A 23,648-nucleotide genomic window follows, 5' to 3' on the forward strand; every position below is an offset into this window, starting at 1 on the left:
CTGGACAAACCCGGCGGGCTTGGCTCAACTGTCGTCATGTCGCATCGCCCCCTGACCACGGCTGATACCTTCCGCCCCGCCTGCCGCCTGTTGGCGCAGGGGGTCACTTTGCGCCTTCCGGTGCAGGCATGGTGACGCTGGACGATATCCACGCCGCCCGCGACCGCATCGCCGGAATGGTGCGGGAAACGCCGGTGAAGCCCTCGCCCGGCCTGTCGCGGCTGGCGGGCGGGCCGGTCTGGCTGAAATGCGAACATCGTCAGGAAACCGGCGCCTTCAAGCTGCGCGGCGCGGCCAATGCGGTGGCGCGACTGGGCGATGTGGCGGGGGTGACGACGGCCTCGACTGGCAATCACGGGCGCGCACTGGCCCATGCGGCGCGGGCGCAGGGGCTGGCGGCGGTGATCTGCGTGTCGAATCTTGTGCCGCAGAACAAGCTGGATGCGATCACCGCGCTGGGGGCCGAGGCCCGCGTGATCGGCGCCAGTCAGGACGAGGCATTCAATGAGGCCCGCCGTTTGCAGCGCGAGGAAGGCTTTGCGCTGATCCCGCCCTTCGACCATGCGGATGTGATCGCCGGGCAGGGGACGCTGGGGCTGGAGATCATGCGCCAGATCCCCGACGCCGCCGCCATTGCCGTGCCGCTGTCCGGGGGCGGGTTGCTGGCCGGGGTGGCGCGGGCGGCGAAGTCGCTGAACCCCGCCATCCACATCATCGGCATCAGCATGGAGCGCGGCGCGGCCATGGCCGCCAGCCTTGACGCGGGCCACCCGGTCGAGGTCGCGGAACTGGAAACCCTGGCCGACAGTCTGGGCGGCGGGATCGGGATGCAGAACCGGCTGACCTATCCGATGGTGCGCGATCTGATGGACGAACTGATCCTGCTGACCGAGGATGAGATCGCGGCCGGCATCCGCCATCTGGCACTTGAGGACGATGAGACGGTCGAGGGCGCCGCCGCCGTCGGTGCGGGCGCGATCCTTGCGGGCAAGCTGCGCGCCGATGGCCCGCTGGTGCTGATCCTGTCCGGGGCGAATATCGACCCCGCCCGCCACGCCGCGATCCTTCGGAGAGAGATATGAGCGAGATCCTGATCCTGCACGAAGACCAGTTGCGCCAGCACCTGTCCCTGGACCGCGCCGCCGTCGACGTGATCGAGGACGCCTTCGCCCGGCTGGCCGAGGGCGGGGTCGAGATGCCGCCGGTCCTGTCCATGCACCTGCCGCAAGTGAATGCCGAGGTCGATGTGAAGACCGCCTATGTGCCGGGGCTGGCGGGTTTCGCGGTCAAGATTTCGCCCGGCTTCTTCGACAATCCGGCCAGAGGGTTGCCCTCGACCTCGGGGCTGATGGTGGTGCTGTCTTCGGACACGGGCCGGGTTCGGGCAGTGCTGCTGGATAACGGCTATCTGACCGACCTGCGCACCGCCGCCGCGGGCGCGGTTGCCGCCCGCCATCTGTCGCGCCTTGATGCGACCCGCGCCACGATCTTCGGCGCCGGGCTTCAGGCGCGGATGCAATTACATGCGCTGCGGCTGGTCCGGCCGATTGCCGAGGCCGTGATCTGGGCCCGCGACGGGGCCAAGGCGCAGGCGCTGGCCGATGAGCTGACAGGCGACGGGCTGACCGTCCGTGCCGAATCGGACCCGGCAGCTGCCGCAGGCTTTGGCGACATCATCGTGACCACAACCCCCGCCACCCGCCCGATCCTGCGGGCCGAATGGCTGCGTCCGGGCCAGCATGTCACCGCCATGGGCAGCGACCAGCCGGGCAAGAACGAATTGCACCCCGATTGCCTTGCCCGCGCCGATCTCTATGTCGCGGACCGGCTGTCGCAGACCCGCCTGATGGGAGAGCTGCGCGCCGCCCTTGCCGCCCGCGCCATCCCCGAAGGCGATCATCCCGAACTGGGCCAGATCCTCATCGGTCGCCACCCCGGCCGCATTGATCCGCGCCAGATCACCATTGCCGATCTGACCGGAACCGGCGTGCAGGACACCGCCATTGCCACCCACGCGCTTGCCGCGTTTTCACATGAGGCCTGAATGCCTGAGCTGCAACGAACGCCCGAGCGGTTCTCGACCGAGGAATATGAGGAGCGCCTGCGCAAGACGCGCGGCAGCATGGCCAAACTGGGACTGGATCTGCTGATCATCAGCGACCCGTCGAACATGGCATGGCTGACCGGCTATGACGGGTGGTCCTTCTATGTCCATCAATGTGTGATCGTGGGCCCGGACGGTCCGCCGATCTGGTTCGGACGCGGGCAGGATGCCAATGGCGCGCTGCGCACGGTCTGGATGACGGACGACAACATCATCGGCTATCCCGACTATTACGTGCAGTCGGTGGAACGTCACCCGATGGATTACCTGTGGGCGCAGCTGGCCGACCGGGGCTGGCATCGCGGCTTCATCGGCGTCGAGATGGACAATTACTGGTATTCCGCCAAGGCGCATGAGCGGCTGGTTTACGGCCTGCCCGAGGCGCAGATCCTTGACGCGACGGGCCTTGTGAACTGGCAGCGCGCGGTCAAGACGCCCAAGGAACTGCAATACATGCGCAAGGCCGCCCGCATCGTCGAGCGGATGCACCGCCGCATCGCCGACAAGGTCGAGGTGGGCATGCGCAAATGCGATCTGGTGGCCGAGATCTATGACGCGGGTCTGCGCTATGACGAATGGTCCAGCCATGGCGGCGACTATCCCGCCATCGTGCCGCTGCTGCCCTCGGGCCCCGATGCCGCCGCGCCGCACCTGACCTGGGACGACCAGCCGATGAAGCCGGACGAGGGCACGTTTTTCGAGATCGCGGGCTGCTATCAGCGTTACCATGTGCCGCTGTCGCGCACGATCTTTCTGGGCACGCCCCCGCCCGAGATGCTGGAGGCCGAGAAGGCCGTGCTGGAAGGGATGGAGGCCGGGCTGCATGCCGCCCGCGCCGGCAATACATGCGAGGATGTCGCGGCGGCCTTCTTTACCATTCTGGACCGTTACGGCATCGTCAAGGACAACCGCACCGGCTATCCGATCGGCCTCAGCTATCCGCCCGACTGGGGCGAGCGCACCATGTCCCTGCGCCGCGGCGACCGCACGGAACTGAAGCCCGGCATGACTTTCCATTTCATGACCGGTTTGTGGATGGACGACTGGGGGTATGAGACCACCGAATCCATCGTCATCACCGAACGAGAGCCGGAACTGTTTTGCAACATCCCCCGCCGCATGCTGGTGAAGGCATGACGATCAACCCGATCCGCCCGACCATTGCGCTGGACCAGCCCGGCAAGGCGCATGGCTTCCTGCGTCTGCCCCATTCGCGCAATGACAGCGCCTGGGGCAGCGTGATGATTCCGCTGACCGTGATCGCCAATGGCGACGGCCCCACCGCGCTGCTGACCGGCGGCAATCACGGCGACGAATACGAAGGGCCCATCGCGCTGCAACAACTGGCATGGGATATCGACCCGGCCGAGGTCAGCGGGCGCATCATCATCGTGCCCTATCTGAACTATCCTGCCTTCCGGGCCGGTGCGCGCGTCAGCCCGATCGATCAGATCAATATGAACCGCTGCTTTCCGGGCCGGGCGGATGGCAGTCCGACCCGCAAGATCGCCAATTATTTCAACGATGTGATGGTACCGATGGCGGACATCGTGCTGGATTACCACTCGGGCGGCAAGACGCTGGATTTCCTGCCCTATGCGGCGGCGCATTATCTGGAGAACAAGGATCAGCAGGCGGCTTGCGTGGCGGCGGTCAGGGCCTTTGCCGCGCCCTACAGCATGATGATGCGCGAAATCGACGCTGTCGGCATGTTTGACACGGCGGTGGAATCGCAGGGCAAGGTCTTTGTCACGACCGAGCTGGGCGGCGGCGGCACAGCGACCGCGCGTTCGGCCGCTATCGCCATCCGGGGCGCGCGGAACGTGCTGCGCCATGCCGGGATTCTGGCGGGCGAGATCGAGACCGAGGGCCCCGGAGTGATGCTGGACATGCCGGGCGAGGACTGTTTCCACTTTGCCACCCGCGACGGGCTGATCCATCCGCTGGCCGATCTGGGCGACCGGGTCCATGCGGGCCAGCCCATCGCGCGGATCTGGCCGCCCGACCGCACCGGCACCGCCCCGGTCGAGGTTCCGGCCAATCGCGACGGCGTGATCGCGGCGCGCCATTTCCCCGGCCTTGTCCAATGCGGCGATTGCCTTGCCGTGATCGCCGACATCCTGACGGACTGAAAACCACCGTCGTTCGTCCTCTGGCGGGGCGTCGGCGGAACCTGACGCATCCCGCCGAACCAGCTTGCCGGATTTCGCGTCGATGGCATACTGTACGACGGGATTATCGCCGACAGCCCGGATTTTTGACAGGTTTTTGCCATGCCAACCTATTTCCTTTCGGCCAATCGCGACAGCGTTCAGCAAGACCCCTATCTGCTGCAACTGGAAAACGGCAGCATTCTGGGCCTGTGGACCGACCTGAAACCGGATCCGGGGGTCAGGGGGTCCTTCGGTGTCTATGGCCGCTCGTGGCAGGGCGATCTGGGCGGCGCGGCCGCCAGCGACGTGCGCATCAACAATCTGACCGACGACATCCAGCGCAGCCCGGCAGCCACCAGCTTTGCGAATGGCAATTTCGCGGTGATCTTCGAAAGTCGCGGTCCCTCGGCGATCAACGGGCATGACGACGCCTATTTCGACAGCTATATCAAGTTCTTCAACGCCGATGGCAGCCCGCGGGGACAGGCCCGGCAACTGACGCCGAACACAACCGACGATCATTACGTCGTCGATATCGTGACGCTGAGCAATGGTCAGGCGGTGACGCTGGTCGCGCGATACGAATCCGGCGGGTTCTACGACCTGCTGGCCTATCGCCATCGCCCCAACGGGCAGCAGGTCGCCGACCCGGTCCGGCTGGTCGATGATGCCGAGGTCTATGTGAATTCCTGGACGGGTGCGGGCTATATCTCGCCCTCGATCGCGGCATCGGGCAATGGCCAATATGCGGTCAGCTGGCATCAGCGCACGGTTCAGGGCGACCTGATCGGATATGCCGTCTGGGTGCAGACCTATCGTGCCGATGGAACGCCGATCTCGGATGCGCGTGTCATCGCGCCGCTGATCGCCAGCGAGGCCGACCGCTTCGGGCTGGAGCAAAGCCACAGCGAGATCGCGGGCCGCACCGCCGGCGGCTATGGGCTGGCATGGATGCGAGAAGAGGCCACGACCTCGGATTCCGATGTCTTTTTCCGGCTGCTGAACCCCAATGGCAGCGCCGCGACCGCCGCCGTCAGGGTCAACTCGGATCGCCGCGAAGGCACGCAGGTGTTGCAGGATGTCGTCGATCTGGGGGCCGGGCGGACGCTGGTCACATATTTCGACGACGGCAACCTTTATGGCCGCGCCTTCGGTCCCGGCGGCAAGGCGTTGCAGGGCTCTTTCAGGATCACGCAAGAAGAGCCCTATGACCTGATGGGCGGCGGCAACAGCATCATCAGCCAGCAGGGCCAGATCGTGTCGAGCTTTCGGGCCGAGATCAGCTATGCCTATGACGACGATGTGCTGATCGCCTCGCGCAACCTGACCCTGCCAAAGGTCACGGCGGGTCCGGGTGACAATCGCGTTCAGGGCACCTTCGTGAACGATCAGCTTTACGGACAGAAGGGTAACGACACCCTGTTCGGAGACCGCGGCAATGACCGCCTGTTCGGCGGCCCGGGCCATGACACGCTGAGCGGTCAGGCAGGCCATGATACGCTGGATGGCGGATCCGGCAATGACGTCCTGCGCGGCGGCGCGGGTAACGATCTGCTGCGCGGTGGTGCGGGTCGGGACACGCTGCAAGGCGACGCGGGCCGCGACACCCTCGAAGGTGGGTCGGGCAATGACGTCCTGCGTGGCGGTGCAGGCAACGACGTGCTGCGCGGCGACGGGGGTGCCGACAGCCTGTTCGGCGGAGGCGGTCAGGACCGGCTTGTCGGTGGCGCGGGCGCGGACCGGATGACCGGCGGTGCGGGCGCGGATATGTTCGTCTTTCGCGAGGTCCGGGACAGCCCGGCCGGGGCGGGTCGCGACCGTATTCTGGACTTCCAGCCCGGCACCGACCATCTGGACCTGCGTCAGATCGACGGCAATATCCGGCAGGCAGGCAATCAGGCGCTGGAGTTCAACGGAACGCAGCCGGGCGCGAACGCGGTCTGGTATTCGCGCGAGGGCGGGTCGGTTTTCGTGCGCGGCGATGTGGACGGCGATACCCGCCCCGATTTCGCGATCCAGCTGATCGGCATCAGCGCCCTGACGGCGGATGATTTCCTGTTATAGGGTGATGTGTTCGAGGTTCACTGGACAGGACCGGCTGACCCTCGGCGTGCGGATCAGCCCTTTCCCGAACCATTTCGTGCAAAGCACCGCAGCGACCGCCAGCCAGATCCAGCCCGGCCCCTTGATCCTCGGCCAGTCTTGCGGGGCGGGAATGTCGCGGGCGCCCTTCGCCCCGGTCAGCGTTTTACGTCAACGACCGTCCGGCCCCGTATTTTGCCCGAAAAGATGCTGCGCGCGACATCGGGTGCCTCTTCCAGACCCACGGCTGTCACCATGTCGTCCAGCTTGCCAAGGTCGAAGTCGTAGGCCAGCCGCGCCCATGCCTCGACCCGCTTCGCTTTCGGGGCGTTGACGGTGGTGATGCCCGCAGACAGCTTGCTCAGCCAGTCGGGCGGCTGCCGCGCCTTTTGCGCAAAACCGCCATCATGCGTCTGGCTAAGCCCCCGGCCGTTCAGCACCACCGCATCGCCAACGGCGAATTCCGCATTGTCCGACGCCTCGACAATGCCGGCCAGATCGATGCCGGAGATCAGCGGGTAACGCTGGATGATGGGCGACGTATTGGTGATCCCGTCCCGCCGGACGCTGGCGTCACTGGAATGCTCCGACGGGGTCAGTCCCAGATAAGCCATCAGTTGCCGCGGATTGACGAAGCGCTGGAAGTCCCCGACCTCCGCCACTACCGTCACCGCGACGATGAACCCGACCCCGCGCATCGCTTGAACCGCCGCGAGGCTCTACTGCGGCAGCAGATCCGCAATCTGTCCGGTCACCCGCATCGCCACGGCCCGTGCCCGCATCAGATCGCGCATCGCCTCATGGGCTCCATCCGGCACCCAGACCGTGGTCAACTCACCCGCCCGGTGAAGCTTGGCCAGCATCAGCGCAGCGCGGCGGTCTTCACCCTGTCGCTCGGCCTTCACCGGGACCAGCGCGGGCGCGACCACGATGCAGTCGTGCCCCATCTCGACCAGATGGCGGTGGAGGCCATAGCCGCAGGGGCCAGCCTCATAGCAAAACCGCAGCTGCGCCCCGCTCGCGGCCAGCTTTTCCACCAGCTAGCGGATATGATCGGGCCGGTTCGGCACGGAGCCCCAATACCGAACCTCACCACCCCGCTCACCACCCGCAACGGCGACAAAGATCGACGCCTTATGGACGTCCAGCCCGATGAACATGTTATTTTGCATCTGGTCTCTCCCCTATTCCTGAGGCGCGGCGCCAGCCAATCTGGTGCAACCCTCGAACGGAGAATGCCGCGGGAGAGGCCACCGGCCCAGTCAACTCACCCAGCGATCATGCGGTCTAGGCGGCGTCAGCCAGAGGTGTTCAGGCTGGCTCTGGCCTGAGTGACCACGGCGCCGGGCGGGACGGGTTCGGTCAGCCAGACGCCGCCGCCGATGGTCGCGCCCTTGCCGATCTCGATCCGGCCAAGGATGGTCGCCCCGGCATAGATCACCACGTCGTCGCCCACCAGCGGATGGCGCGGCTGGCCCTTGACCAGCCCGCCTTCGCCGTCGCTCTCGAAGCGTTTCGCCCCCAGCGTAACCTGCTGATAGATGCGGACATTGCGCCCCAGCACGGCGGTTTCCCCGATCACGACGCCGGTGCCGTGATCGATAAAGCAGGCCGGGCCGATCCGGGCCCCCGGATGGATGTCGATGCCCGAAAGCGAATGCGAATGCCCGGCCATGATCCGCGCCAGCATCGGCGCCCCGAAACCATAGAGGCTGTGCGCCAGCCGGTGTCGCAGGATCGCGGCAATGCCGGGGAAACACAGGATGATCTCGTCCAGGCTTTTGGCCGAGGGGTCGCCCTGAAAGGCGGCGTTGATATCGGTGTCATGCAGATCGCGGATCTGCGGCAGCCCGGCCAGAAACCTTGCGGCGGTCGCCTGCGCGCGCTGGCGGCATTCGGCAGGATCGGCATCGGGTTGCAGCAGCCATTCCAGCTCCAGCTGATCGGCCAGACGCTGGCGGACGGATTGCAGGGTCTGGGTAATGAACAGCTCGGCCGCCTGCGCGTCCATGCCTTCGGGGCCGTAATGGCGGGGATAGAGCGCGCCGATGGTGTCCGCCAGCAGCCGGATCACCGCCGGACGCGAGGGCAGACGCGGCGTCGCCCGCCCCGGATAGCGCCGCTGCTGCGAGGTCAGGCGGATCAGCCGCAGTTTCTCGGTGACGGCGCCAAGCGGATCGTCCCCGGCGGGATCGGCGGGTTTGGGTGAAGAGGTCGGGCTGGCCGGAACCACGGTCAATCGTCTTGTCCTGTCATTCAGATGTTGCGGACGGCCCGCCGGGCCAAGCGCGGGGCTCCAGTCGATGCGCTGATCCGCAGGCAGGCCGATGGCCGCATCATGGGGCAGGTGGTGGTCAAGGAACCGCGCCTCGGCCGCCTTGCCCAGCACATCGGCCACACCGTTCAGTTGCAGGATGCGCGCGGTATTGGCGGTCACACGTTCCAGCCCCAGACAAAGATGTGCCTGACAGTGACGATCCAGCATCATCATGCGCCAGATCAGTGGGGCTGCGACCGCATCGCGCACGTCCAGCCGCGAGGCCGGGCTGCGCTGGCGGAAACATTGCTCGATCAGCAATACGCCGTCGCGCAGCAGATGGATGGCGATGTCCAGATCGCGGGGGTTGCGGGCCGCGATCACCTCGGCCAGCCGCTGATCGGCCAGCAGCGCCAGCCCGGTCAGCTTGTGCTGTCCGGCGCGCTCAACCGGGTTGGCCGAGAACAGCGTTCCGGGACAAAGCTCGTCCAGCAGCGTCAGGATCGCCAGAGGTTCCTGAATGACCAGTTCCTTGCGGAACGGGCTGGCCAGCCGCAACCCGGTTTGCGGCCCCGCAACGGGGCGCACCGGCCTGCCGCACAGCGCCAGCGCGATCGCCGCGCGCTCTGCCGTCACGCAATCGGGCGCAGCGATCAACTGCATGTCGTTCTGCGGGGCCAAGGCCGTGATCCGGCTGTTCCCGACGCCATAGGGTTCCGGCATCGTCATGCGTCATGCCCCTGTCTGGTGAACAGATGGCTGCTGACCTTGGCCACGGTGGCGATCAGGTCCAGCAATTCATCCGCATCGACCCCGTTCGAGGCCAGCCGCCTGCGCTCGAACCGGCCAAGCCGGGGCTGGTCGCTGGCCAGAATACCCGCCGCCGTGGCCAGAGCGCCCAGCCTGCCGGTCAGCGGGCTGGGCAGGCCCTCTTCCAGCAGCAGCGCCACCGCGAATGGATCGCGCAAGGCGCTGGCGGCCCGTTCGGCGTGCAGGCGCGCCAGATCCATACGGCCGGCCTCGCGGGTGACGACCAGCGCGATCAGGGCCCGCTCTCCCTCGTCCAGCCCGCGCGGGCGGTTGAAAAAGCCCGGCTTCGGCACCGCGCCCGACAGACCGCTGCGGAAATAGCTGTGGAACATCATTGCCCCGCTCCTTTTCTGGCCAGCGGGACGACATTCGGGCTGTCCTCGCAGAACTGCCGCAAACCTACGATCATGCGCGTGCGAAAGATCACCAGCGTCACGATCCGCGACACGATTTCCAGCGCATCCGTGTCCCAGCCAGTGGTCTGCGCCTGACCCTTGCGGTCGCCGGTCAGCAGCGCCTGAAGATGCCGGAAGATCACCGCCAGCCTGTCGCCGATCAGCGCCCGGCTGGCGGCGGCGGGCAGATGCGGCGCGGGATGCAGCGCCCCCGCGCGGCGTGCCTCGGCGGCGATCACCTGCGCGAAGGCAGGTCCGGCGCCCTCGCTGTCAGCCAGCAGCGCCAGATAGCGGTCCACCAGCCCCTGTTCGCGATGCAGCGCCGCGACATAGACGGCGATGGCGCGCCGCTCGGCCACGGAAACCGGGCCGGGCTGGTCGGGCATCAGCAGGTCACGTTCATTGCAATCGACATCGCAGAGAACCGAGCGCCGTCTTTCGACGGCCTCGCGCATTCCCCGGTCAAGGGGCAGGTTGATCAGATCGTCACCCAATGCGGCGGATATCCGTGGCATGGCCATATCCTCTGCGTTCGCGGCCCGCCCGATGCGGACCTTCACCGAACCATCATGCCAGCCGCGCGGATAAAAGACGATAAGATAGGTCATGTTTTTTTCGACCCTCTGGGAGAATATCATTCGCGCCCCAGCAGGTCCGGCGTGATCGCCGGGCCCCACTCTGTTCGCCCCAGAGGTCATCTTTCCGGCAAATGGGCGATGTCGAATCGGCACGGGGTGATCTGCAACTGCTGGGGCTGACCTTGGGCAGAGCAAACCGTTCCCTTGTGTCGCGTAGATTTGGAAGCGGGTTCTCTGCGGCATCGCCGATATGGAAGCGTCTTTCATATCGCTGCGGACCCGTTGACCGGCCCTTGCCCGGGCGGCGCATCTATGACGACAATGTTAGTAGAGATTTAGAGGAGCCGCATGATGAAACGGTACCTGCGCCCCTTTGCGGCCCTTGTGGCCAGCACTGGAATTGTCGCCATATCCAGCCTTGCGGCCCATGCCGAAGAAGGCAGGCTTCGCATCGCCGAACAGTTCGGGGTTGTCTATCTGCTGCTGAACGTGGCCAAGGAACAGCAGCTGATCGAAAAGCACGGGCAAGAGGCCGGGATCGACATCGATGTCGAGTTCCTGCAACTGTCCGGCGGTGCGGCGGTGAACGACGCGCTTCTGTCGGGCAGTATCGATGTGGCGGGCGCGGGTGTCGGGCCGATGTTCACCATCTGGGACCGGACCAAAGGCGGGCAGAACGTCAGGGCGGTGGCCTCGCTGGGGAACTTTCCGAACTATCTGGTCTCGAACCGGCCCGAGGTTCAGACCATCGCCGATCTGACCGATCAGGACCGTATCGCGCTGCCTGCGGTCGGGGTTTCGGTGCAGGCGCGGATCCTGCAAATGGCCGCCGCGAAGGAATGGGGGGACGGGGAATTCGCCCGGCTTGACGAAATCTCGGTCGCGCTGCCCCATCCCGAGGCGGCGGCGGCGATCATTTCGGGCGGAACCGAGATCACCGCGCATTTCGCGAACCCGCCCTTTCAGGAGCAGGAACTGGCGGACAACCCCGATGCCCATGTGATCCTGAACTCTTATGACGTGCTGGGCGGGCCATCCACCTCGACCCTGCTTTACGCGACCGAGGGTTTTTACGAGGACAGCCCCAAGACCTATCAGGCCTTGCTGGCGGCGCTGGAAGAGGCGGCGGAATTCGTGACCGCCAACCCCGAAGAGGCCGCCGACATCTATCTGAAGGTCAGCGGTGCGCGGACCGACCGCGATCTGCTGCTGGATGTGATTACCAGCGACGAGGTGTCCTTCAAGATCCAGCCCGAGAACACGCTTGGCCTTGGCCAGTTCCTGCACAAGGTCGGCGCGATCCGCACGGAACCGGCACAGCTGTCGGATTACTTCTTCGACGATCCCCGCATCGCGACCGGAAGCTGAGGCGTCTCATGGTGATCATGTCCGGCCTGAACGCATATGGCGCGACCGCCGCCTTGCCCGATCCGCTGTTGCAGATCGACGGTGTGACGCTGGAATATACGACGCGCGACCGGGTGGTGCGGGCCACGCATCGGATCGATCTGGACGTGTATCAGGGGGATCGCTTCGTGCTGCTGGGCCCCTCGGGCTGCGGCAAGTCCACGCTGCTGAAATCCATCGCCGGGTTCATCCGGCCCATCGAAGGGCAGATCCGGCTGAACGGGCAGGTGATCGACCGCCCCGGCGCCGACCGGATCGTGGTGTTTCAGGAATTCGACCAGTTGCCGCCGTGGAAAACGGTGCTGGGCAACGTGATGTTCCCGCTGATCGCCACCCGTCATCTGCCCAAGGCAGAGGCGCGAGAGCGGGCGCGGGACTGCATCGCCAAGGTCGGTCTGACGGGGTTCGAGGACAGCTTTCCCCATCAACTGTCGGGCGGCATGAAACAGCGGGTGGCCATCGCCCGCGCCTTGGCGATGAAGCCGCGCGTGCTGCTGATGGACGAACCCTTCGCGGCGCTGGACGCGCTGACCCGCCGCAAGATGCAAGAGGAACTGCTGCAATTGTGGGACGAGGTGCGATTTACGCTGATCTTCGTGACCCATTCCATCGAAGAGGCGCTGGTCGTCGGCAACCGGGTGGCGCTGCTGTCGCCCCGGCCCGGGCGGGTGCGGGCGGAAATCAACTGCCATGACTGGGATCTGCACAGCCTTGGCGGCAAGGATTTCCAGACGGCCGCCAACCGCATCCACGACATGCTGTTCGCCGATCCGCAAGAGGCCGCGACATGACCGCCCTGACCCCGCCGATCCGCCCCGAATATGAACGTCACCTGCCGCAATTCGCGGAAAGCCCGGTTGAACGCGACATCCCGCTGACCACCCGGCTGTGGGGGCAGGACTGGCTGCGCAAGCTGGTCATCATCGCCGCCATCGCCGCGATCTGGGAAGCCGCCGCCCGCTGGCAGGGCAACCCGCTGTTGCTGCCGACCTTCACCGCCACCGCCCGCGTGTTCATCGACGGTGTCGGCAGCGGTGTGCTGCTGGAACGCGCGGCGATCTCGATCTCGGTGCTGCTCAAGGGCTATCTGGCCGGGATCGTGCTGGCCTTTCTGCTGACGACGCTGGCCGTGTCCACGCGCATCGGGCGCGACCTACTGTCCACGCTGACCTCGATGTTCAACCCGCTGCCGGCCATCGCGCTGCTGCCATTGGCGTTGCTGTGGTTCGGGCTGGGGCAGGCCAGCCTGATCTTCGTGCTGATTCATTCGGTGCTGTGGCCGATGGCGCTGAACATCTTTTCGGGCTTTCAGGGCGTGCCGGAAACGCTGCGCATGGCGGGGCGCAACTATGGCCTGACCGGCTGGCGCTTCGTCGCCCAGATCCTTGTGCCCGCGGCGCTGCCCTCGATCGTGTCGGGGCTGAAGATCGGCTGGGCCTTTGCCTGGCGCACGCTGATCGCGGCGGAACTGGTGTTCGGTGCGTCCTCGGGGCGCGGCGGGCTGGGCTGGTACATCTTTCAAAGCCGGAACGAGCTTTATACCGATCAGGTCTTTGCCGGTCTGGCCATGGTCATCATCATCGGCCTGCTGGTGGAAAACGTCGTCTTTGCCACGCTGGAGCGCGCGACGATCCACCGCTGGGGCCAGCAACGTTAACCCCGGATGAGTAAGGACCCCATGACGCAGAACCCCGAATTCCTGTGGTATATCCCCAATCAGGCCGTCGCGGGCCATCGCGGCGACGATGCGGTCGCCGATCACAACAGCCTTGCCACCCTGACCGCGCAGGCCCGCGCGATCGAGGCGAATGGCTGGGCCGGTGCGCTGATCGGCACCGGCTGGGGGCGCCCCGACACCTTCACGCTGGCCACGGCGCTGACCGCCGGGACGACCGGTTTCAATCCGCTGATCGCCATCCGTCCCGGCTATTGGCAGCCCGCCCAGTTCGCCAGTGCGGCGGCCACGCTGGATCATCTGTCCGGCGGGCGGGTGCGGATCAATATCGTCTCGGGCAAGGATGACTTCGAGGCCTATGGCGACCGCGAAGGCGATCAGGCGCAGCGTTACGGCCGCACCAAAGAGTTCATGCGCCTTGTCCGCCGCCTGTGGACCGAAACCGGGGTGAGCTTTGCGGGCGAACATTACCGCGTCAGCAACTCCACCGCTGAACCGCGTTTGACCCCCAATGACGACCGCCTGCATCCGCCGCTCTATTTCGGCGGGGCCTCGCCCGCAGCCGAGGCTGTCGCTGCGACCGAGGCCGATGTGCAGTTGTTCTGGGGAGAGCCGCGCGCCGACATTGCCGAACGCATTGCCCGGCTGAGGGCGTTGTCGCGCGATCTGGACCGCGATCTGCCGCCGCTGGAATTTGGGCTGCGCATCACGACGCTGATCCGCGATACTTCGGAACAGGCATGGCGTGACGCCGAGGCCAAGGTGGCGCAGATGGCCCGGATCGAGGGCGCGGGCTGGCACGACCACCGCCGGATCGTGGCGCAGGGCCAGCAGCGCCTGCTGGATTTGCAGGACCGGGGCGAGGTTCTGGACGAGAACCTTTACACCACGCCCGGCAAGTTCGGTGCGGGCGGCGCCGCGACCACCTGGCTGGTCGGATCGGCCGAAGAGGTCGCGGGCTCGCTGCGGAAATACGCGGATCTGGGCATCAGCAGGTTCATCCTGTCCGATACCCCCTATCTGCAAGAGATCGAACGTCAGGGCCGCAGCCTGCTGCCCTTGCTACGCAGGCAGGCGGTTCCTGCGTGACCGCCGCCACGCCGCGCCCGGGTGGGGTCGCGGCGTAACGCAAGGGCGTCATTTCAGGTGATGCGGCGGCTCAAGGCCCCAGACGGGGGTGTCGATGCCCGCATGCCGCGCCTTCAGTTGCAGCGCGAGATAGCGCGAGTAATGCCGCGACTGGTGCAGGTTGCCGCCGTGGAACCACAGCCCCGGCTGCATCGTGGGTTTCCACATATTGCGCTGCTCGCCTTCCCACGGGCCGGGATCCTTGGTGGTGTCCGAACCAAGCCCCCAGCATTTCCCGACCTTGTCCGCGACCTCTTGCGAGATCAGATCCGCCGCCCAGCCATTCATCGAGCCATACCCCGTGGCATAGACCACCAGATCGGCAGGCAGTTCGGTCCCGTCGTCCAGCACCACGGCAGTCTCGCTCAGATGACTGATGCCCTTGCCCGATTGCAGCTTGATCGAGCCGTCGATGACCAGATCGCAGGCACCCACATCGATGTAGTAACCCGAGCCGCGCCGCAGGTATTTCATGAACAGCCCGGATTCGTCATCGCCGAAATCCAGCATGAAGCCCGCCTTTTCCAGCGCGGCATAGAAATCGGCATCGCGGCGCTTGATCTCGTCATATTGCGGGACGTGGAAATCGGCCATGATCCGGTAAGGGACCGAGGCGAAGATCATGTCGGCCTTGTCATGGGTGATGCCGTTGGCCACCGCCTGTTCGGAATAAAGCCCGCCCAGACAGACCTCCATCAGGCTGTCGGACTTGACGATATGGGTCGAGGACCGCTGCACCATGGTGACATCCGCGCCATGTTCCCAAAGCGCCGCACAGATGTCATGGGCCGAGTTGTTGGCGCCGATCACCACGACCTTCTTGCCGCCATAGGCATCGGGGCCAGGATGCTGGCTGGAATGCTGCTGTTCGCCCCTGAACAGGTCCTGACCGGGGATCACCGGCACATTCGCCTTGCCCGACATGCCGGTGGCCAGCACAAGCTGTTTCGGGCGCAGCGTGACCTGCTGGCCGTTGCGATCGACGACGACAGTCCATTCGCCCCTGGCCTCGTCATATTGCGCGGATTTCGCGGTGGTCGAGGACCAGTAGTTCAGCTCCATCACCTTTGTATACATTTCCAGCCAGTCGCCGACCTTGTCCTTGGGCGCAAAGACCGGCCAGTTGTCGGGAAAGGGGATATAGGGCAGGTGGTCGTACCAGACCGGATCATGCAGGCACAGCGACTTGTAGCGTTTGCGCCACTGGTCGCCGGGGCGCTCGTGCCGGTCCACGATGATCGTCGGCACGCCCAGTTGCCGCAGCCGGGCGCCAAGGGCGATGCCGCCCTGACCGCCGCCGATCACCAGCACATAGGGCTGATCCTCATAGCCAAGGCGGCGGGCTTCGTCCTCGCGCTTTTCCTTCCACGTCTTGCGGTTCGGATCGTGGCCGTGTTCGGCACCCATGGGCCGGCGCAGCTTGCGGGGCTCTTCATGGCCCCTGAGTTCATGCAAGGTGGTCAGCAGCGTCCAGATCCTGCCATCCTTCATGCGGATATAGCCGACGCCGCGTCCGGTCGCGGTTTCCAGCGTCAGCCAGCCATCGGTCACGCCATCGGCTTCGGTGACGGCCTCGGCGGGGTCCAGCGCCAGCGCCGTGGGGGCGATCTGCGGCAGTTGCGCGGCGGCCATGGCGCGGATCTGGTCCTTGCCCTCGCAGGTTTTCAGGTTCCAGGTAAAGGCCGCCAGATCGCGCCAGAAGCCGTTTTCCACGAACAGCGCGGCGACGGCATCGGCGTCCTGCGCGACCAGCGCGCGTTCCAGATCGGCGACCAGCGCGGTCAGTTGCGGATGGGTCGTGTCAAGCATGGTATCCTCCCGTTGCTTGGAAAAGGGCCGCCCCTCCCAAGGCGGCGCATGTGGTCAGGTCAGATCGATCAGGATCTTCAGATGCGTTCCGGCCGGATCCAGCAGGGCGTCGAAACCCTTGGTCACGGCCTCGTCCAGCCGGATCCTTGCGGTCACGACCTTGCTGGCCGGAATGGCGCCCGAGGCGATCAGGTCGACCACCCGCGGCCACAGATGGGTCGGATAGGCCCATGATCCGCGCAGATCGACATCCTTGAACGTCACGTTGAACCAGTCCAATCCGCTGTTGCCCGGATGCAGCCCGACCTGCACGATGACGCCCTGCTTGCGCACCGCGTCGAGACAGCTTGCCAGCGCCTTTTCATTGCCGACGCATTCCAGCGCCACATCGCAGCCGACGCCGCCTTCGGTCGCCGCGCGGATGCGGGCACCAATATCGTCGCGTTCCGGGTTCAGGATGACGACTCCGGGCAGAATCTGCCGCGCGATCTCCAGCCGGGTATCGTTCAGGTCCGACACGAACAGCGTCGTCGCGCCAAAGGCCCTTGCCGCCAGCAGGGTCAGTATGCCGATGGGCCCCGCGCCGGTGACCAGCACGCTGTTGCCCGCCGCAACCCCGCCCCGGTCGCAGGCATAGACGGCGACGGCGGTCGGCTCGACCAGCGCGGCCTCTTCATCGCTCAGCGCGTCGGGGATCCTGACCACGTTGTAATCGTTCAGAAGCGCGGCCTCGGCCATGCCGCCGGACAGCCAGCTTAACCCCGCAAGCGCCAGATCGGGGCTGAGATGGAACAGCCCGCGATCTGCAAAGTAATCACCCGAACGCGGCATGATCAGCGGCTGGACCGACACCCGGTCGCCGGGCGCGACATGAGCCACGCCATCGCCCACCGCGGTCACGACGCCGCCGAATTCATGGCCCAGCACCTGCGGGCCGTGGGCGCCGGTAAAAGGATGCGGCACTTTTGGAATGAAGATCGGGCCATAGGAATATTCGTGCAGATCGGTGCCGCAAATGCCTACGAAACGGTTGCGAATCGCGACCTGCCCCGGACCCGGCGCGGGCAGGGCTTCGATGTCCTCGATGCGCAGATCCTTGGCCGCGTGAAAGCGAAGCGCCTTCATGTGTTCTCCTCCCCGGTTGATCTGTCTTACGCTAGGACCGGAGCATCCATCGCCAAACGGAATTTTCCCGGTTCAATCTTTTCAACGGGTTGGATGGTCGGACTGTGGCACGACCTGTTGCACCTGTGGCATTGTGGCGCCACAGGTGGCGCGACCAAAGCGCCATTCCCAGCGACCCCGCCCTGCTGCTAGGCTTGGCTCAGCCGCCGTGTCTGCGAGGGGAGGGGACGATGGACACCGACCTGCACCACATCCGCGAGATCGAGGCCGTCTCGCAAGGGGCGCCCGCCACCCGCGATCCGGTTGTGGTGCAAAGCTGGCTGCGCTGTCTGGAAAAGCACCGGCTGGATCCGGCGGCGCGGGCCGAGGCCTATATCCTGCCCGATTCCGAACTGCGCCTGCATCGCCAGCGCAGCGAAGAGCTGATCTCGATCGCGCGTTCGGGGATCGAAAACCTGTATGCGCTGGTGGCCGGTCAGAACTATGTCCTGCTGCTGGCCGACCGCAGCGGGGTCACGGTCGAATATCTGGGCGACGATGCGCAGAAATCGGCGCTGCGGCGTTCGGGGCTGTATATGGGCGCGGAATGGTCCGAGGCGCGGGCAGGGACCTGCGCACTTGGCGCCTGCATCGAGTCGGGAGAGCCGCTGATCATCCATCAGGACGACCATTTCGACGCGACCCATGGCGGGCTGTCCTGCACCGCCGCGCCGATCTATGATTCCGGCGGGCGGCTGTCGGCGGTTCTGGATATCTCGCTGCTGTCCTCGCCCCGGCCCAAGGCCAGCCAAAGCCTTGCGCTGAACCTTGTCCGCCAGTCCGCGCGGCGCATCGAGATGGCGAACCTGATGGCCGAGGCCCGCCGCGAATGGGTGCTGCGCCTGTCGGGCAGCCCCGATTTTCTGGACGTGGACCCCGAGGCCGCGATCTCGCTGGATGGCGCGGGGCGGGTGATCGGCATGACCCATGCCGCCGCGCGGCTGATGGCGCGGGCGGGCGGCGTGGACTGGCGCGCGCCGGACCAGCTGATCGGGCGGATGGTGTCGGATTTTCTGGATGTGCGGCTGGACCGGCTGGACGAGCTGACCCGGCTGCGCCCCGCCGCCGACCGCTTTATCGAGACGCGGGACGGCCACCGCCTGTTCGCCCATGCCATAGAGCCGCGCCGCATTTCCACCCGCAGGGCGCCGTTCCCGGCCCCCGCGACGGTCGAGGTTCCCGCGGTCTTGCGCGAACTGGCGGGCGACGATCCGGCGATGGCGCAGATCCTGCGCCGCGCCGCCGCCCTTGCAACCCGCCCCCTGCCGCTGCTGATCGAGGGCGAGACCGGCGCGGGCAAGCTGACCCTTGCGCGCGCCATTCATGGGGTGGCAGGGGGCGGCGCTGTTACCGTGCTGCGCTGTGCCGGACTGTCGGATGCCGACGAGGCGCTGGTCTTTGGCCGCATCGACGGGCGGCGTCACGAACCCGGCCTGCTGGATCAGGCCGGGCGCGGCACGCTGGTGCTGGACAAGGTGGGAGAGTTGCCGCTGCGTCTTCAGGCCCGGCTTTTGCAACTGGCATCCGAAGGCAGCTATCTGCCCGTGGGCGGGCTGCGGCCGCTGTCACCCGGCTTGCGGCTGATCGCCACCGCGCAGGGCGATCTGGCCCGGGCGGTCGAGGAAGGGCGCTTTCGCCGCGATCTTTACCACAACCTTGCCGGGGCGGTGCTGCCTCTGCCGCCTTTGCGCGAACGGCGCGATCTGTTCTGGTTGCTGGACCGGCTGCTGGCGCGTGCCTTCGGTCAGCCGGTCCTGATGGCGCCCGAGGTTCCCGCGCGGCTGGCCGCCCATCACTGGCCGGGAAATCTGCGCGAACTGGCGCGGCTGGCCGAGACGCTGGCCGCGATCCTGCCGCATCCGCGGCTGGAGTTGTCGGACCTGCCCGAGCAGATGGCCCGGCTGCCCGATACCGCCAGCGGCGGCGCATCGCTGCTGGCGCAGGTCCTGCGCGAGACCGGCGGCAATGTCTCGGAATGCGCGCGCCGTTTGGGCGTTGACCGTTCGACCATCCATCGGCGGATGCGGCGGTTGGGCATCGCCCGGCGGCATTGACGCCGCCGCTTGCCCACCCGGATCAGTCCGGCGCGCCGACCCGGATCAGGCTTTTCATCGCCTGCCCCGAGGCGGAATCGTCCAGCGCGGCGAAGGCGCGGCCGACATCCTCCAGCGGCTGGATATCTGTGATCATCGTGCGGGCATCGATCCCGCCACTGGCGATCAGCGCGATGGCCTGATCGAAATCCTGCGGCTCATAGACGCGGGCGCCGATCAGCTCCAGCTCTCGCCAGAAGAAGCGGAACAGATCGACGGGCGGTCTGGTGGTATGGATCGCGACCATGACGATGCGCCCGCGCGCCGCCGCCGCGTCGGTCATCAGCGCGGTGCCGGCGGCGGTGCCCGAGACCTCGAAGACCACATCGGCGCCCTTGGTCCCGGTCGCCTGCATCACCGCCGCCGCCACATCGGTTTCGCGCGGATCCAGCGTGGCAAAGCCCAGCCCGCGCGCGATGGCGATCCGGGCAGGATTGACCTCGGACAGGGTGACATTCGCCCCCGCCGCGCGGGCGACCATCGCGATCAGCAGCCCGATCGGGCCGCCGCCGATGATCAGCACGTCCTCGTCCGGCTGGACCCGGCCCCGGCGCACGTCATGGCAGGCCACGGCGACGGGCTCGGTCAGGGCGGCATGTTCCAGAGAAACGCCGTCGGGCAAAGTGTGGACGGCATGGGCGGGCACCGACCAGTATTCCTGCAACGCGCCATCGGTATCCAGCCCCAGAAAGCTGAGATTGTGACAGATATGGGACAGCCCGCGCGTGCAGGCAGGGCAGGCCCCGCAGGAGTTCAATGGCCGGATCACCACCGGCTGACCCTCTGCCAGCCCGGTGACATTCGCGCCCAGCCGCGCGATCCGGCCCGACATTTCATGGCCCAGGATGCGGCTCACCCCGATCCGGCCATCCATCGCGCCGTGATAGGCGTGCAGGTCGGTGCCGCAGATGCCGTTGAAGGCCACCCTGACCTCGACCTCATCCGCCGCCGGATCGGGGCGGGCGATGTCGCGCAGCTGAAAGGTTCGTTGTCCGGTATAGAAGGCGGCCTTCATCGCGGGCTCCTGAAAGATCGGTGGGACAGGGGTGCCGCACCCCGGCTGCCGATGGCCGGGGCGGCGGCGAGGGTCAGCGAGAGGTCAGATCGTCCGGCAGATCGCGGTCATGGAATTCGGTAAAGACTTCGCGCAGGCGGCCATTGTCGAAATTCGTCCTGACCCAGTCATTGGTCCATTCCAGCAGCTCGGGATTGCCCTTGGCGATGCCGATGCCCAGATTGGTTTCCTTCTGCACGAACTTCGTTTCCAGCGGATTGCCCGAGCGTTTGTCGTTGACGCCGCCCAGAACCGCCGACTGGCTGGAGATGATGTCAAGCTGCCCAGACACCGCCGCCGTGATCAGGGTCGCGTCATCCTCGAATCGCAGGATCTCGGCGCCAGAGGTGTTGGCGGTGATGTCCTGATCGTTGGTGGTGGCGCGGGTCACGCCGATCCGCTTGCCGGTCAGGTCCTCATAGCCGGCGATATCCTCGGATTCGGGGGCCGCGACGATGATCGCAAGCGTCGCATAGGGCACCGAAAAGTCGATGGCCTGCTTGCGTTCATCGGTGATCCCCAGCGCCGAGACGACCAGATCGGCCTTGCCGGTCTGGACCGTGGGCACGCGCGCGGCATTGGTGATTTCGACCAGCTCCAGCCGCACGCCCAGGTCCTCGGCCAGAAGCTTCGCGGTCTCGACATCCGATCCGGTCGGCTGCATCTGCCCGTCGATATAGGAATATTGCGGGATGCCCATGGCGACGGCGATACGGATGCGCCCGGCATCCTTGATCTGTTGCAGATCGGCCAGCGCGGGTGCCGCGGCGGCGCAAAGCGCCAGTGCAGCCGTGGCACAAAGGCGCGACAGGGAACGGGTGATGGTCATGGTTTTCTCCTCCTGTTGAATGACCGGCCTTTTTCGTGGCCGGTTTGGGCACGGGCTTCACAGATCGTGTTCAAGGAAGTCCCGCAGTTCCGGCGTCGCCGGATCGCTGAGGATCGAGGCATCGCCGCTTTCGTGGACATTGCCCTGATGCATGAAGATGACGCGGTTGGCGGCACGGCGGGCAAAGGCCATCTCGTGGGTGACGACGACCATGGTCATGCCACCGCGCGCCAGATCCTCCATGACGCGCAGAACCTCTCCGGTCAGTTTCGGGTCCAGCGCCGAGGTCACCTCGTCGAACAGCATCACGCGCGGCTGCATCGCCAGCGATCGCGCGATGGCGACGCGCTGCTGCTGGCCGCCCGACAGTTGCTCGGGATAGCTGTCGTATTTCTCGCCCAGCCCGACCTGGGTCAGCACGCGGCGGGCGATTTCGGCGGCCTCGGGGCGGGCGATCTTCTTGACGCGGCGCAGCGCCAGCATGACGTTCTGGCCGACGGTCATATGCGGAAACAAGTTGTAGGATTGGAAGACCATGCCGACTTCCTGCCGCAGCGCGCGCAGGTCGATGGCCTCGTCGCTGACCTCGCGCCCGCAGACCTCGATCCGGCCCTGCTGGATCCGTTCAAGCCGGTTGATGCAGCGCAGCGCCGTGGATTTGCCCGACCCCGAGGCACCGATCAGCGCCACGACCTCGCCGGGCTGGATGTCGAAGCTGACGCCCTTCAGCACCTCCAGCGCGCCATAACGCTTGACGACATTTTCAAGTTTAACGGCGGCCGGCATTGAGTTTCCTTTCCAGTGAGCGGCTCCAGACCGACAGCGGATAGCAGACGGCGAAATACAGGCAGGCGGCGATCCCGAAGACGAGGAAGGGCTGGAACAGCGAATTGTTGATGACCTGCGCGGCGCGGGTCAGTTCCAGAAAACCCACGACCGAGGCCAGCGAGGTGTTCTTGATCAGCTGGACCAGAAAGCCCACGGTGGGCGGCGTGGCGATGCGCGCGGCCTGCGGCAAGATCACGTCCAGCAGCGATTGCCAGCGGGTCATGCCCATCGCCTCGGCGGCCTCGAACTGGGTGCGGGCGATGGAATTGACGCAGCCGCGCCAGATCTCGCCCAGAAAGGCCGAGGAATACAGCATCATCGCCAGCGCGGCGGCGACCAGCGCGGGGACCTCGACCCCGATCACGCCCAGCCCGAAATAGATCAGGAACATCTGGATCAGCAGCGGCGTGCCCTGCACCAGCTGCACATAGGCCAGCGCGCAGTTGCGCAGCCAGCGCCGCCCCGAGATGCGCCCCAGCATGATCGCAAAGCCGCCGATGGCCCCAAGGACCAGCGCACAGAGCGACAGCACGATGGTCCAGCCCAGCCCGTTCAGCAGATACTGGAAATGCGCGAAGGTGAAACCGTCCATCCTAGGCCATCCCCAGCTTGCGACGGCGCGGGAAGGCCCACAGGCCGATGGCCCAGAAGGTTCCGCGCATCAGGAAGGTGACGACCAGATACAGCAGGCCGATGACGATATAGGTCTCGAACGAGCGGAATGTGTTCGACTGGATGTTGTTGGCCACGCCGGTCAGTTCCTCGGCCGAGATCTGCGAGGCGATCGAGGTGGTCAGCATCATCAGGATGAACTGGCTGGTCAGGGCCGGATAGACCTTCTCGATCGCGGGCATCAGGATGATGTCGCGATAGATCTGGAACCGCGACAGCCCCAGCGCCTGCGCCGCCTCGATCTGCCCTTCGGGAATGGCCTCCATGCCGGCGCGCACGATCTCGGCCGTATAGGCGCCGACATTGATGACCAGCGCGAAGATCGCCGCGATCAGGATCGGCATCCGCATGCCCACCGAGGACAGGCCGAAGAAGATGAAGAAGATCTGCACGATGAAGGGCGTGTTGCGGACCGTCTCGACATAGGCGCCCGCGACTGTCCGCAGCGGCACGGATTGCGACCGCCGCGCCACGGCGCAAAGCACGCCGATGATAAGCCCGAAGACGACCGATGCGACCGTCAGCTGGATCGTGACCCACGCACCGGACAGGAAGTCCTCCCAATAGGGCGCAAGGGCGATGAAGTTGAATTCGTATCTCACCTGTCCGG

23 protein-coding genes are annotated in these 23,648 nt (G+C 66.0%); 10 read left to right on the top strand and 13 right to left on the bottom strand.

All coding sequences use genetic code 11. The features are described 5' to 3' along the window. The first annotated feature begins 128 nt into the window (after window positions 1-128). The 5 genes from eutB (at window position 129) to JHW40_RS22540 (ending at window position 6,321) form a co-directional block, all read left to right on the top strand. Entirely contained in the window at window positions 129-1,082 is a 954-nt protein-coding gene (gene eutB, locus JHW40_RS22520; protein WP_090610267.1) for a hydroxyectoine utilization dehydratase EutB, read from the top strand. Further along, window positions 1,079-2,044, top strand: a complete 966-nt coding sequence (locus tag JHW40_RS22525) for a cyclodeaminase (protein ID WP_090610266.1) — start codon at window positions 1,079-1,081, stop codon at window positions 2,042-2,044. Before eutB ends, JHW40_RS22525 begins: the two co-directional genes overlap by 4 nt. Next, window positions 2,045-3,241 (top strand): ectoine hydrolase DoeA, encoded by a 1,197-nt coding sequence (gene doeA / locus JHW40_RS22530; RefSeq protein WP_090610265.1) that lies wholly within the window; start codon window positions 2,045-2,047, stop codon window positions 3,239-3,241. It begins immediately after the preceding gene. Next, the gene (doeB, locus tag JHW40_RS22535) at window positions 3,238-4,236 is read left to right on the top strand and encodes a N(2)-acetyl-L-2,4-diaminobutanoate deacetylase DoeB (RefSeq protein ID WP_090610264.1); all 999 of its coding nucleotides are present in this window, start codon (window positions 3,238-3,240) and stop codon (window positions 4,234-4,236) included. Before doeA ends, doeB begins: the two co-directional genes overlap by 4 nt. A 141-nt stretch (window positions 4,237-4,377) precedes the next feature. Further along, window positions 4,378-6,321 carry a calcium-binding protein gene (locus tag JHW40_RS22540; RefSeq protein ID WP_170851698.1) on the top strand — a complete coding sequence of 648 codons (1,944 nt, stop codon included), beginning with the start codon at window positions 4,378-4,380 and terminating at the stop codon, window positions 6,319-6,321. Window positions 6,322-6,497: 176 nt separating this feature from the next. On the opposite strand, the gene JHW40_RS22545 is transcribed toward JHW40_RS22540, so the two are convergent. From JHW40_RS22545 to JHW40_RS22570, 6 genes are all read right to left on the bottom strand, one after another. Next, a complete protein-coding gene (locus JHW40_RS22545) occupies window positions 6,498-7,037 on the bottom strand; it encodes a transposase (RefSeq protein ID WP_211657187.1) in 540 nt (179 codons plus the stop codon). 21 nt (window positions 7,038-7,058) lie between these two features. After that, window positions 7,059-7,376 carry a transposase gene (locus JHW40_RS22550; protein ID WP_211657185.1) on the bottom strand — a complete coding sequence of 106 codons (318 nt, stop codon included), beginning with the start codon at window positions 7,374-7,376 and terminating at the stop codon, window positions 7,059-7,061. A gap of 3 nt (window positions 7,377-7,379) precedes the next feature. Next, entirely contained in the window at window positions 7,380-7,511 is a 132-nt protein-coding gene (locus tag JHW40_RS22555) for a hypothetical protein (RefSeq protein ID WP_272849150.1), read from the bottom strand. A 125-nt stretch (window positions 7,512-7,636) separates the two neighbouring features. Continuing rightward, entirely contained in the window at window positions 7,637-9,325 is a 1,689-nt protein-coding gene (locus JHW40_RS22560; RefSeq protein ID WP_244519084.1) for an LbetaH domain-containing protein, read from the bottom strand. Then, window positions 9,322-9,741 carry a carboxymuconolactone decarboxylase family protein gene (locus tag JHW40_RS22565; protein WP_090610263.1) on the bottom strand — a complete coding sequence of 140 codons (420 nt, stop codon included), beginning with the start codon at window positions 9,739-9,741 and terminating at the stop codon, window positions 9,322-9,324. The genes JHW40_RS22560 and JHW40_RS22565 overlap by 4 nt, the downstream gene beginning before the upstream one ends. Further along, window positions 9,738-10,409 (bottom strand): carboxymuconolactone decarboxylase family protein, encoded by a 672-nt coding sequence (locus JHW40_RS22570; RefSeq protein WP_090610262.1) that lies wholly within the window; start codon window positions 10,407-10,409, stop codon window positions 9,738-9,740. The genes JHW40_RS22565 and JHW40_RS22570 overlap by 4 nt, the downstream gene beginning before the upstream one ends. Before the next feature lie 321 nt (window positions 10,410-10,730). Between JHW40_RS22570 and JHW40_RS22575 the strand changes: the two genes are divergently transcribed. From JHW40_RS22575 to JHW40_RS22590, 4 genes are read left to right on the top strand one after another with little or no spacing between them, the layout of a single operon-like run. Beyond that, a complete protein-coding gene (locus tag JHW40_RS22575; protein WP_211657184.1) occupies window positions 10,731-11,747 on the top strand; it encodes an ABC transporter substrate-binding protein in 1,017 nt (338 codons plus the stop codon). An 8-nt stretch (window positions 11,748-11,755) separates the two neighbouring features. Continuing rightward, entirely contained in the window at window positions 11,756-12,577 is an 822-nt protein-coding gene (locus JHW40_RS22580) for an ABC transporter ATP-binding protein (protein WP_090610260.1), read from the top strand. Continuing rightward, the gene (locus JHW40_RS22585) at window positions 12,574-13,443 is read left to right on the top strand and encodes an ABC transporter permease (RefSeq protein WP_090610259.1); all 870 of its coding nucleotides are present in this window, start codon (window positions 12,574-12,576) and stop codon (window positions 13,441-13,443) included. Before JHW40_RS22580 ends, JHW40_RS22585 begins: the two co-directional genes overlap by 4 nt. A gap of 21 nt (window positions 13,444-13,464) precedes the next feature. Beyond that, the gene (locus JHW40_RS22590; protein WP_090610258.1) at window positions 13,465-14,550 is read left to right on the top strand and encodes an LLM class flavin-dependent oxidoreductase; all 1,086 of its coding nucleotides are present in this window, start codon (window positions 13,465-13,467) and stop codon (window positions 14,548-14,550) included. Between the two features lie 48 nt (window positions 14,551-14,598). On the opposite strand, the gene JHW40_RS22595 is transcribed toward JHW40_RS22590, so the two are convergent. Together JHW40_RS22595 and JHW40_RS22600 are read right to left on the bottom strand one after the other, a co-directional pair. After that, window positions 14,599-16,398, bottom strand: coding sequence for a flavin-containing monooxygenase (locus JHW40_RS22595; RefSeq protein WP_090610257.1), 1,800 nt, complete (start codon window positions 16,396-16,398; stop codon window positions 14,599-14,601). Between the two features lie 54 nt (window positions 16,399-16,452). After that, window positions 16,453-17,523 carry a 2,3-butanediol dehydrogenase gene (locus tag JHW40_RS22600; protein WP_090610256.1) on the bottom strand — a complete coding sequence of 357 codons (1,071 nt, stop codon included), beginning with the start codon at window positions 17,521-17,523 and terminating at the stop codon, window positions 16,453-16,455. Between the two features lie 230 nt (window positions 17,524-17,753). Between JHW40_RS22600 and JHW40_RS22605 the strand changes: the two genes are divergently transcribed. Continuing rightward, window positions 17,754-19,616, top strand: coding sequence for a sigma-54-dependent Fis family transcriptional regulator (locus JHW40_RS22605; protein ID WP_090610255.1), 1,863 nt, complete (start codon window positions 17,754-17,756; stop codon window positions 19,614-19,616). A gap of 22 nt (window positions 19,617-19,638) precedes the next feature. Here JHW40_RS22605 and JHW40_RS22610 read toward each other — a convergent pair whose 3' ends face one another. From JHW40_RS22610 to JHW40_RS22630, 5 genes are all read right to left on the bottom strand, one after another. Further along, window positions 19,639-20,670, bottom strand: coding sequence for a zinc-dependent alcohol dehydrogenase (locus tag JHW40_RS22610; RefSeq protein ID WP_090610254.1), 1,032 nt, complete (start codon window positions 20,668-20,670; stop codon window positions 19,639-19,641). A 73-nt stretch (window positions 20,671-20,743) separates the two neighbouring features. After that, on the bottom strand, window positions 20,744-21,538 hold the full coding sequence (locus tag JHW40_RS22615; RefSeq protein WP_090610253.1) for a transporter substrate-binding domain-containing protein: 795 nt from the start codon (window positions 21,536-21,538) through the stop codon (window positions 20,744-20,746). Window positions 21,539-21,595: 57 nt separating this feature from the next. After that, window positions 21,596-22,324: an amino acid ABC transporter ATP-binding protein gene (locus JHW40_RS22620; protein ID WP_090610252.1), complete on the bottom strand. Its 729-nt coding sequence runs from the start codon at window positions 22,322-22,324 to the stop codon at window positions 21,596-21,598. Further along, window positions 22,308-22,958 carry an amino acid ABC transporter permease gene (locus tag JHW40_RS22625; RefSeq protein WP_090610251.1) on the bottom strand — a complete coding sequence of 217 codons (651 nt, stop codon included), beginning with the start codon at window positions 22,956-22,958 and terminating at the stop codon, window positions 22,308-22,310. Before JHW40_RS22625 ends, JHW40_RS22620 begins: the two co-directional genes overlap by 17 nt. A gap of 1 nt (window position 22,959) precedes the next feature. Further along, the gene (locus tag JHW40_RS22630) at window positions 22,960-23,640 is read right to left on the bottom strand and encodes an amino acid ABC transporter permease (RefSeq protein WP_090610250.1); all 681 of its coding nucleotides are present in this window, start codon (window positions 23,638-23,640) and stop codon (window positions 22,960-22,962) included. Window positions 23,641-23,648 lie beyond the last annotated feature (8 nt).

The sequence above is a fragment of the Paracoccus alcaliphilus genome (assembly GCF_028553725.1).
Lineage (GTDB): Bacteria > Pseudomonadota > Alphaproteobacteria > Rhodobacterales > Rhodobacteraceae > Paracoccus > Paracoccus alcaliphilus.

Coding starts and splice junctions, on each gene's coding strand:
- JHW40_RS22570 (WP_090610262.1), bottom strand. CDS start 10,409: ATGACCTATCTTATCGTCTTTTATCCGCGCGGCTGGCATGATGGTTCG.
- JHW40_RS22600 (WP_090610256.1), bottom strand. CDS start 17,523: ATGAAGGCGCTTCGCTTTCACGCGGCCAAGGATCTGCGCATCGAGGAC.
- JHW40_RS22565 (WP_090610263.1), bottom strand. CDS start 9,741: ATGATGTTCCACAGCTATTTCCGCAGCGGTCTGTCGGGCGCGGTGCCG.
- JHW40_RS22605 (WP_090610255.1), top strand. CDS start 17,754: ATGGACACCGACCTGCACCACATCCGCGAGATCGAGGCCGTCTCGCAA.
- JHW40_RS22585 (WP_090610259.1), top strand. CDS start 12,574: ATGACCGCCCTGACCCCGCCGATCCGCCCCGAATATGAACGTCACCTG.
- JHW40_RS22545 (WP_211657187.1), bottom strand. CDS start 7,037: ATGCGCGGGGTCGGGTTCATCGTCGCGGTGACGGTAGTGGCGGAGGTC.
- doeA (WP_090610265.1), top strand. CDS start 2,045: ATGCCTGAGCTGCAACGAACGCCCGAGCGGTTCTCGACCGAGGAATAT.
- JHW40_RS22620 (WP_090610252.1), bottom strand. CDS start 22,324: ATGCCGGCCGCCGTTAAACTTGAAAATGTCGTCAAGCGTTATGGCGCG.
- JHW40_RS22610 (WP_090610254.1), bottom strand. CDS start 20,670: ATGAAGGCCGCCTTCTATACCGGACAACGAACCTTTCAGCTGCGCGAC.
- JHW40_RS22540 (WP_170851698.1), top strand. CDS start 4,378: ATGCCAACCTATTTCCTTTCGGCCAATCGCGACAGCGTTCAGCAAGAC.
- JHW40_RS22580 (WP_090610260.1), top strand. CDS start 11,756: ATGGTGATCATGTCCGGCCTGAACGCATATGGCGCGACCGCCGCCTTG.
- JHW40_RS22525 (WP_090610266.1), top strand. CDS start 1,079: ATGAGCGAGATCCTGATCCTGCACGAAGACCAGTTGCGCCAGCACCTG.
- doeB (WP_090610264.1), top strand. CDS start 3,238: ATGACGATCAACCCGATCCGCCCGACCATTGCGCTGGACCAGCCCGGC.
- JHW40_RS22560 (WP_244519084.1), bottom strand. CDS start 9,325: ATGACGATGCCGGAACCCTATGGCGTCGGGAACAGCCGGATCACGGCC.
- JHW40_RS22595 (WP_090610257.1), bottom strand. CDS start 16,398: ATGCTTGACACGACCCATCCGCAACTGACCGCGCTGGTCGCCGATCTG.
- eutB (WP_090610267.1), top strand. CDS start 129: ATGGTGACGCTGGACGATATCCACGCCGCCCGCGACCGCATCGCCGGA.
- JHW40_RS22590 (WP_090610258.1), top strand. CDS start 13,465: ATGACGCAGAACCCCGAATTCCTGTGGTATATCCCCAATCAGGCCGTC.
- JHW40_RS22625 (WP_090610251.1), bottom strand. CDS start 22,958: ATGGACGGTTTCACCTTCGCGCATTTCCAGTATCTGCTGAACGGGCTG.
- JHW40_RS22555 (WP_272849150.1), bottom strand. CDS start 7,511: ATGCAAAATAACATGTTCATCGGGCTGGACGTCCATAAGGCGTCGATC.
- JHW40_RS22575 (WP_211657184.1), top strand. CDS start 10,731: ATGAAACGGTACCTGCGCCCCTTTGCGGCCCTTGTGGCCAGCACTGGA.
- JHW40_RS22615 (WP_090610253.1), bottom strand. CDS start 21,538: ATGACCATCACCCGTTCCCTGTCGCGCCTTTGTGCCACGGCTGCACTG.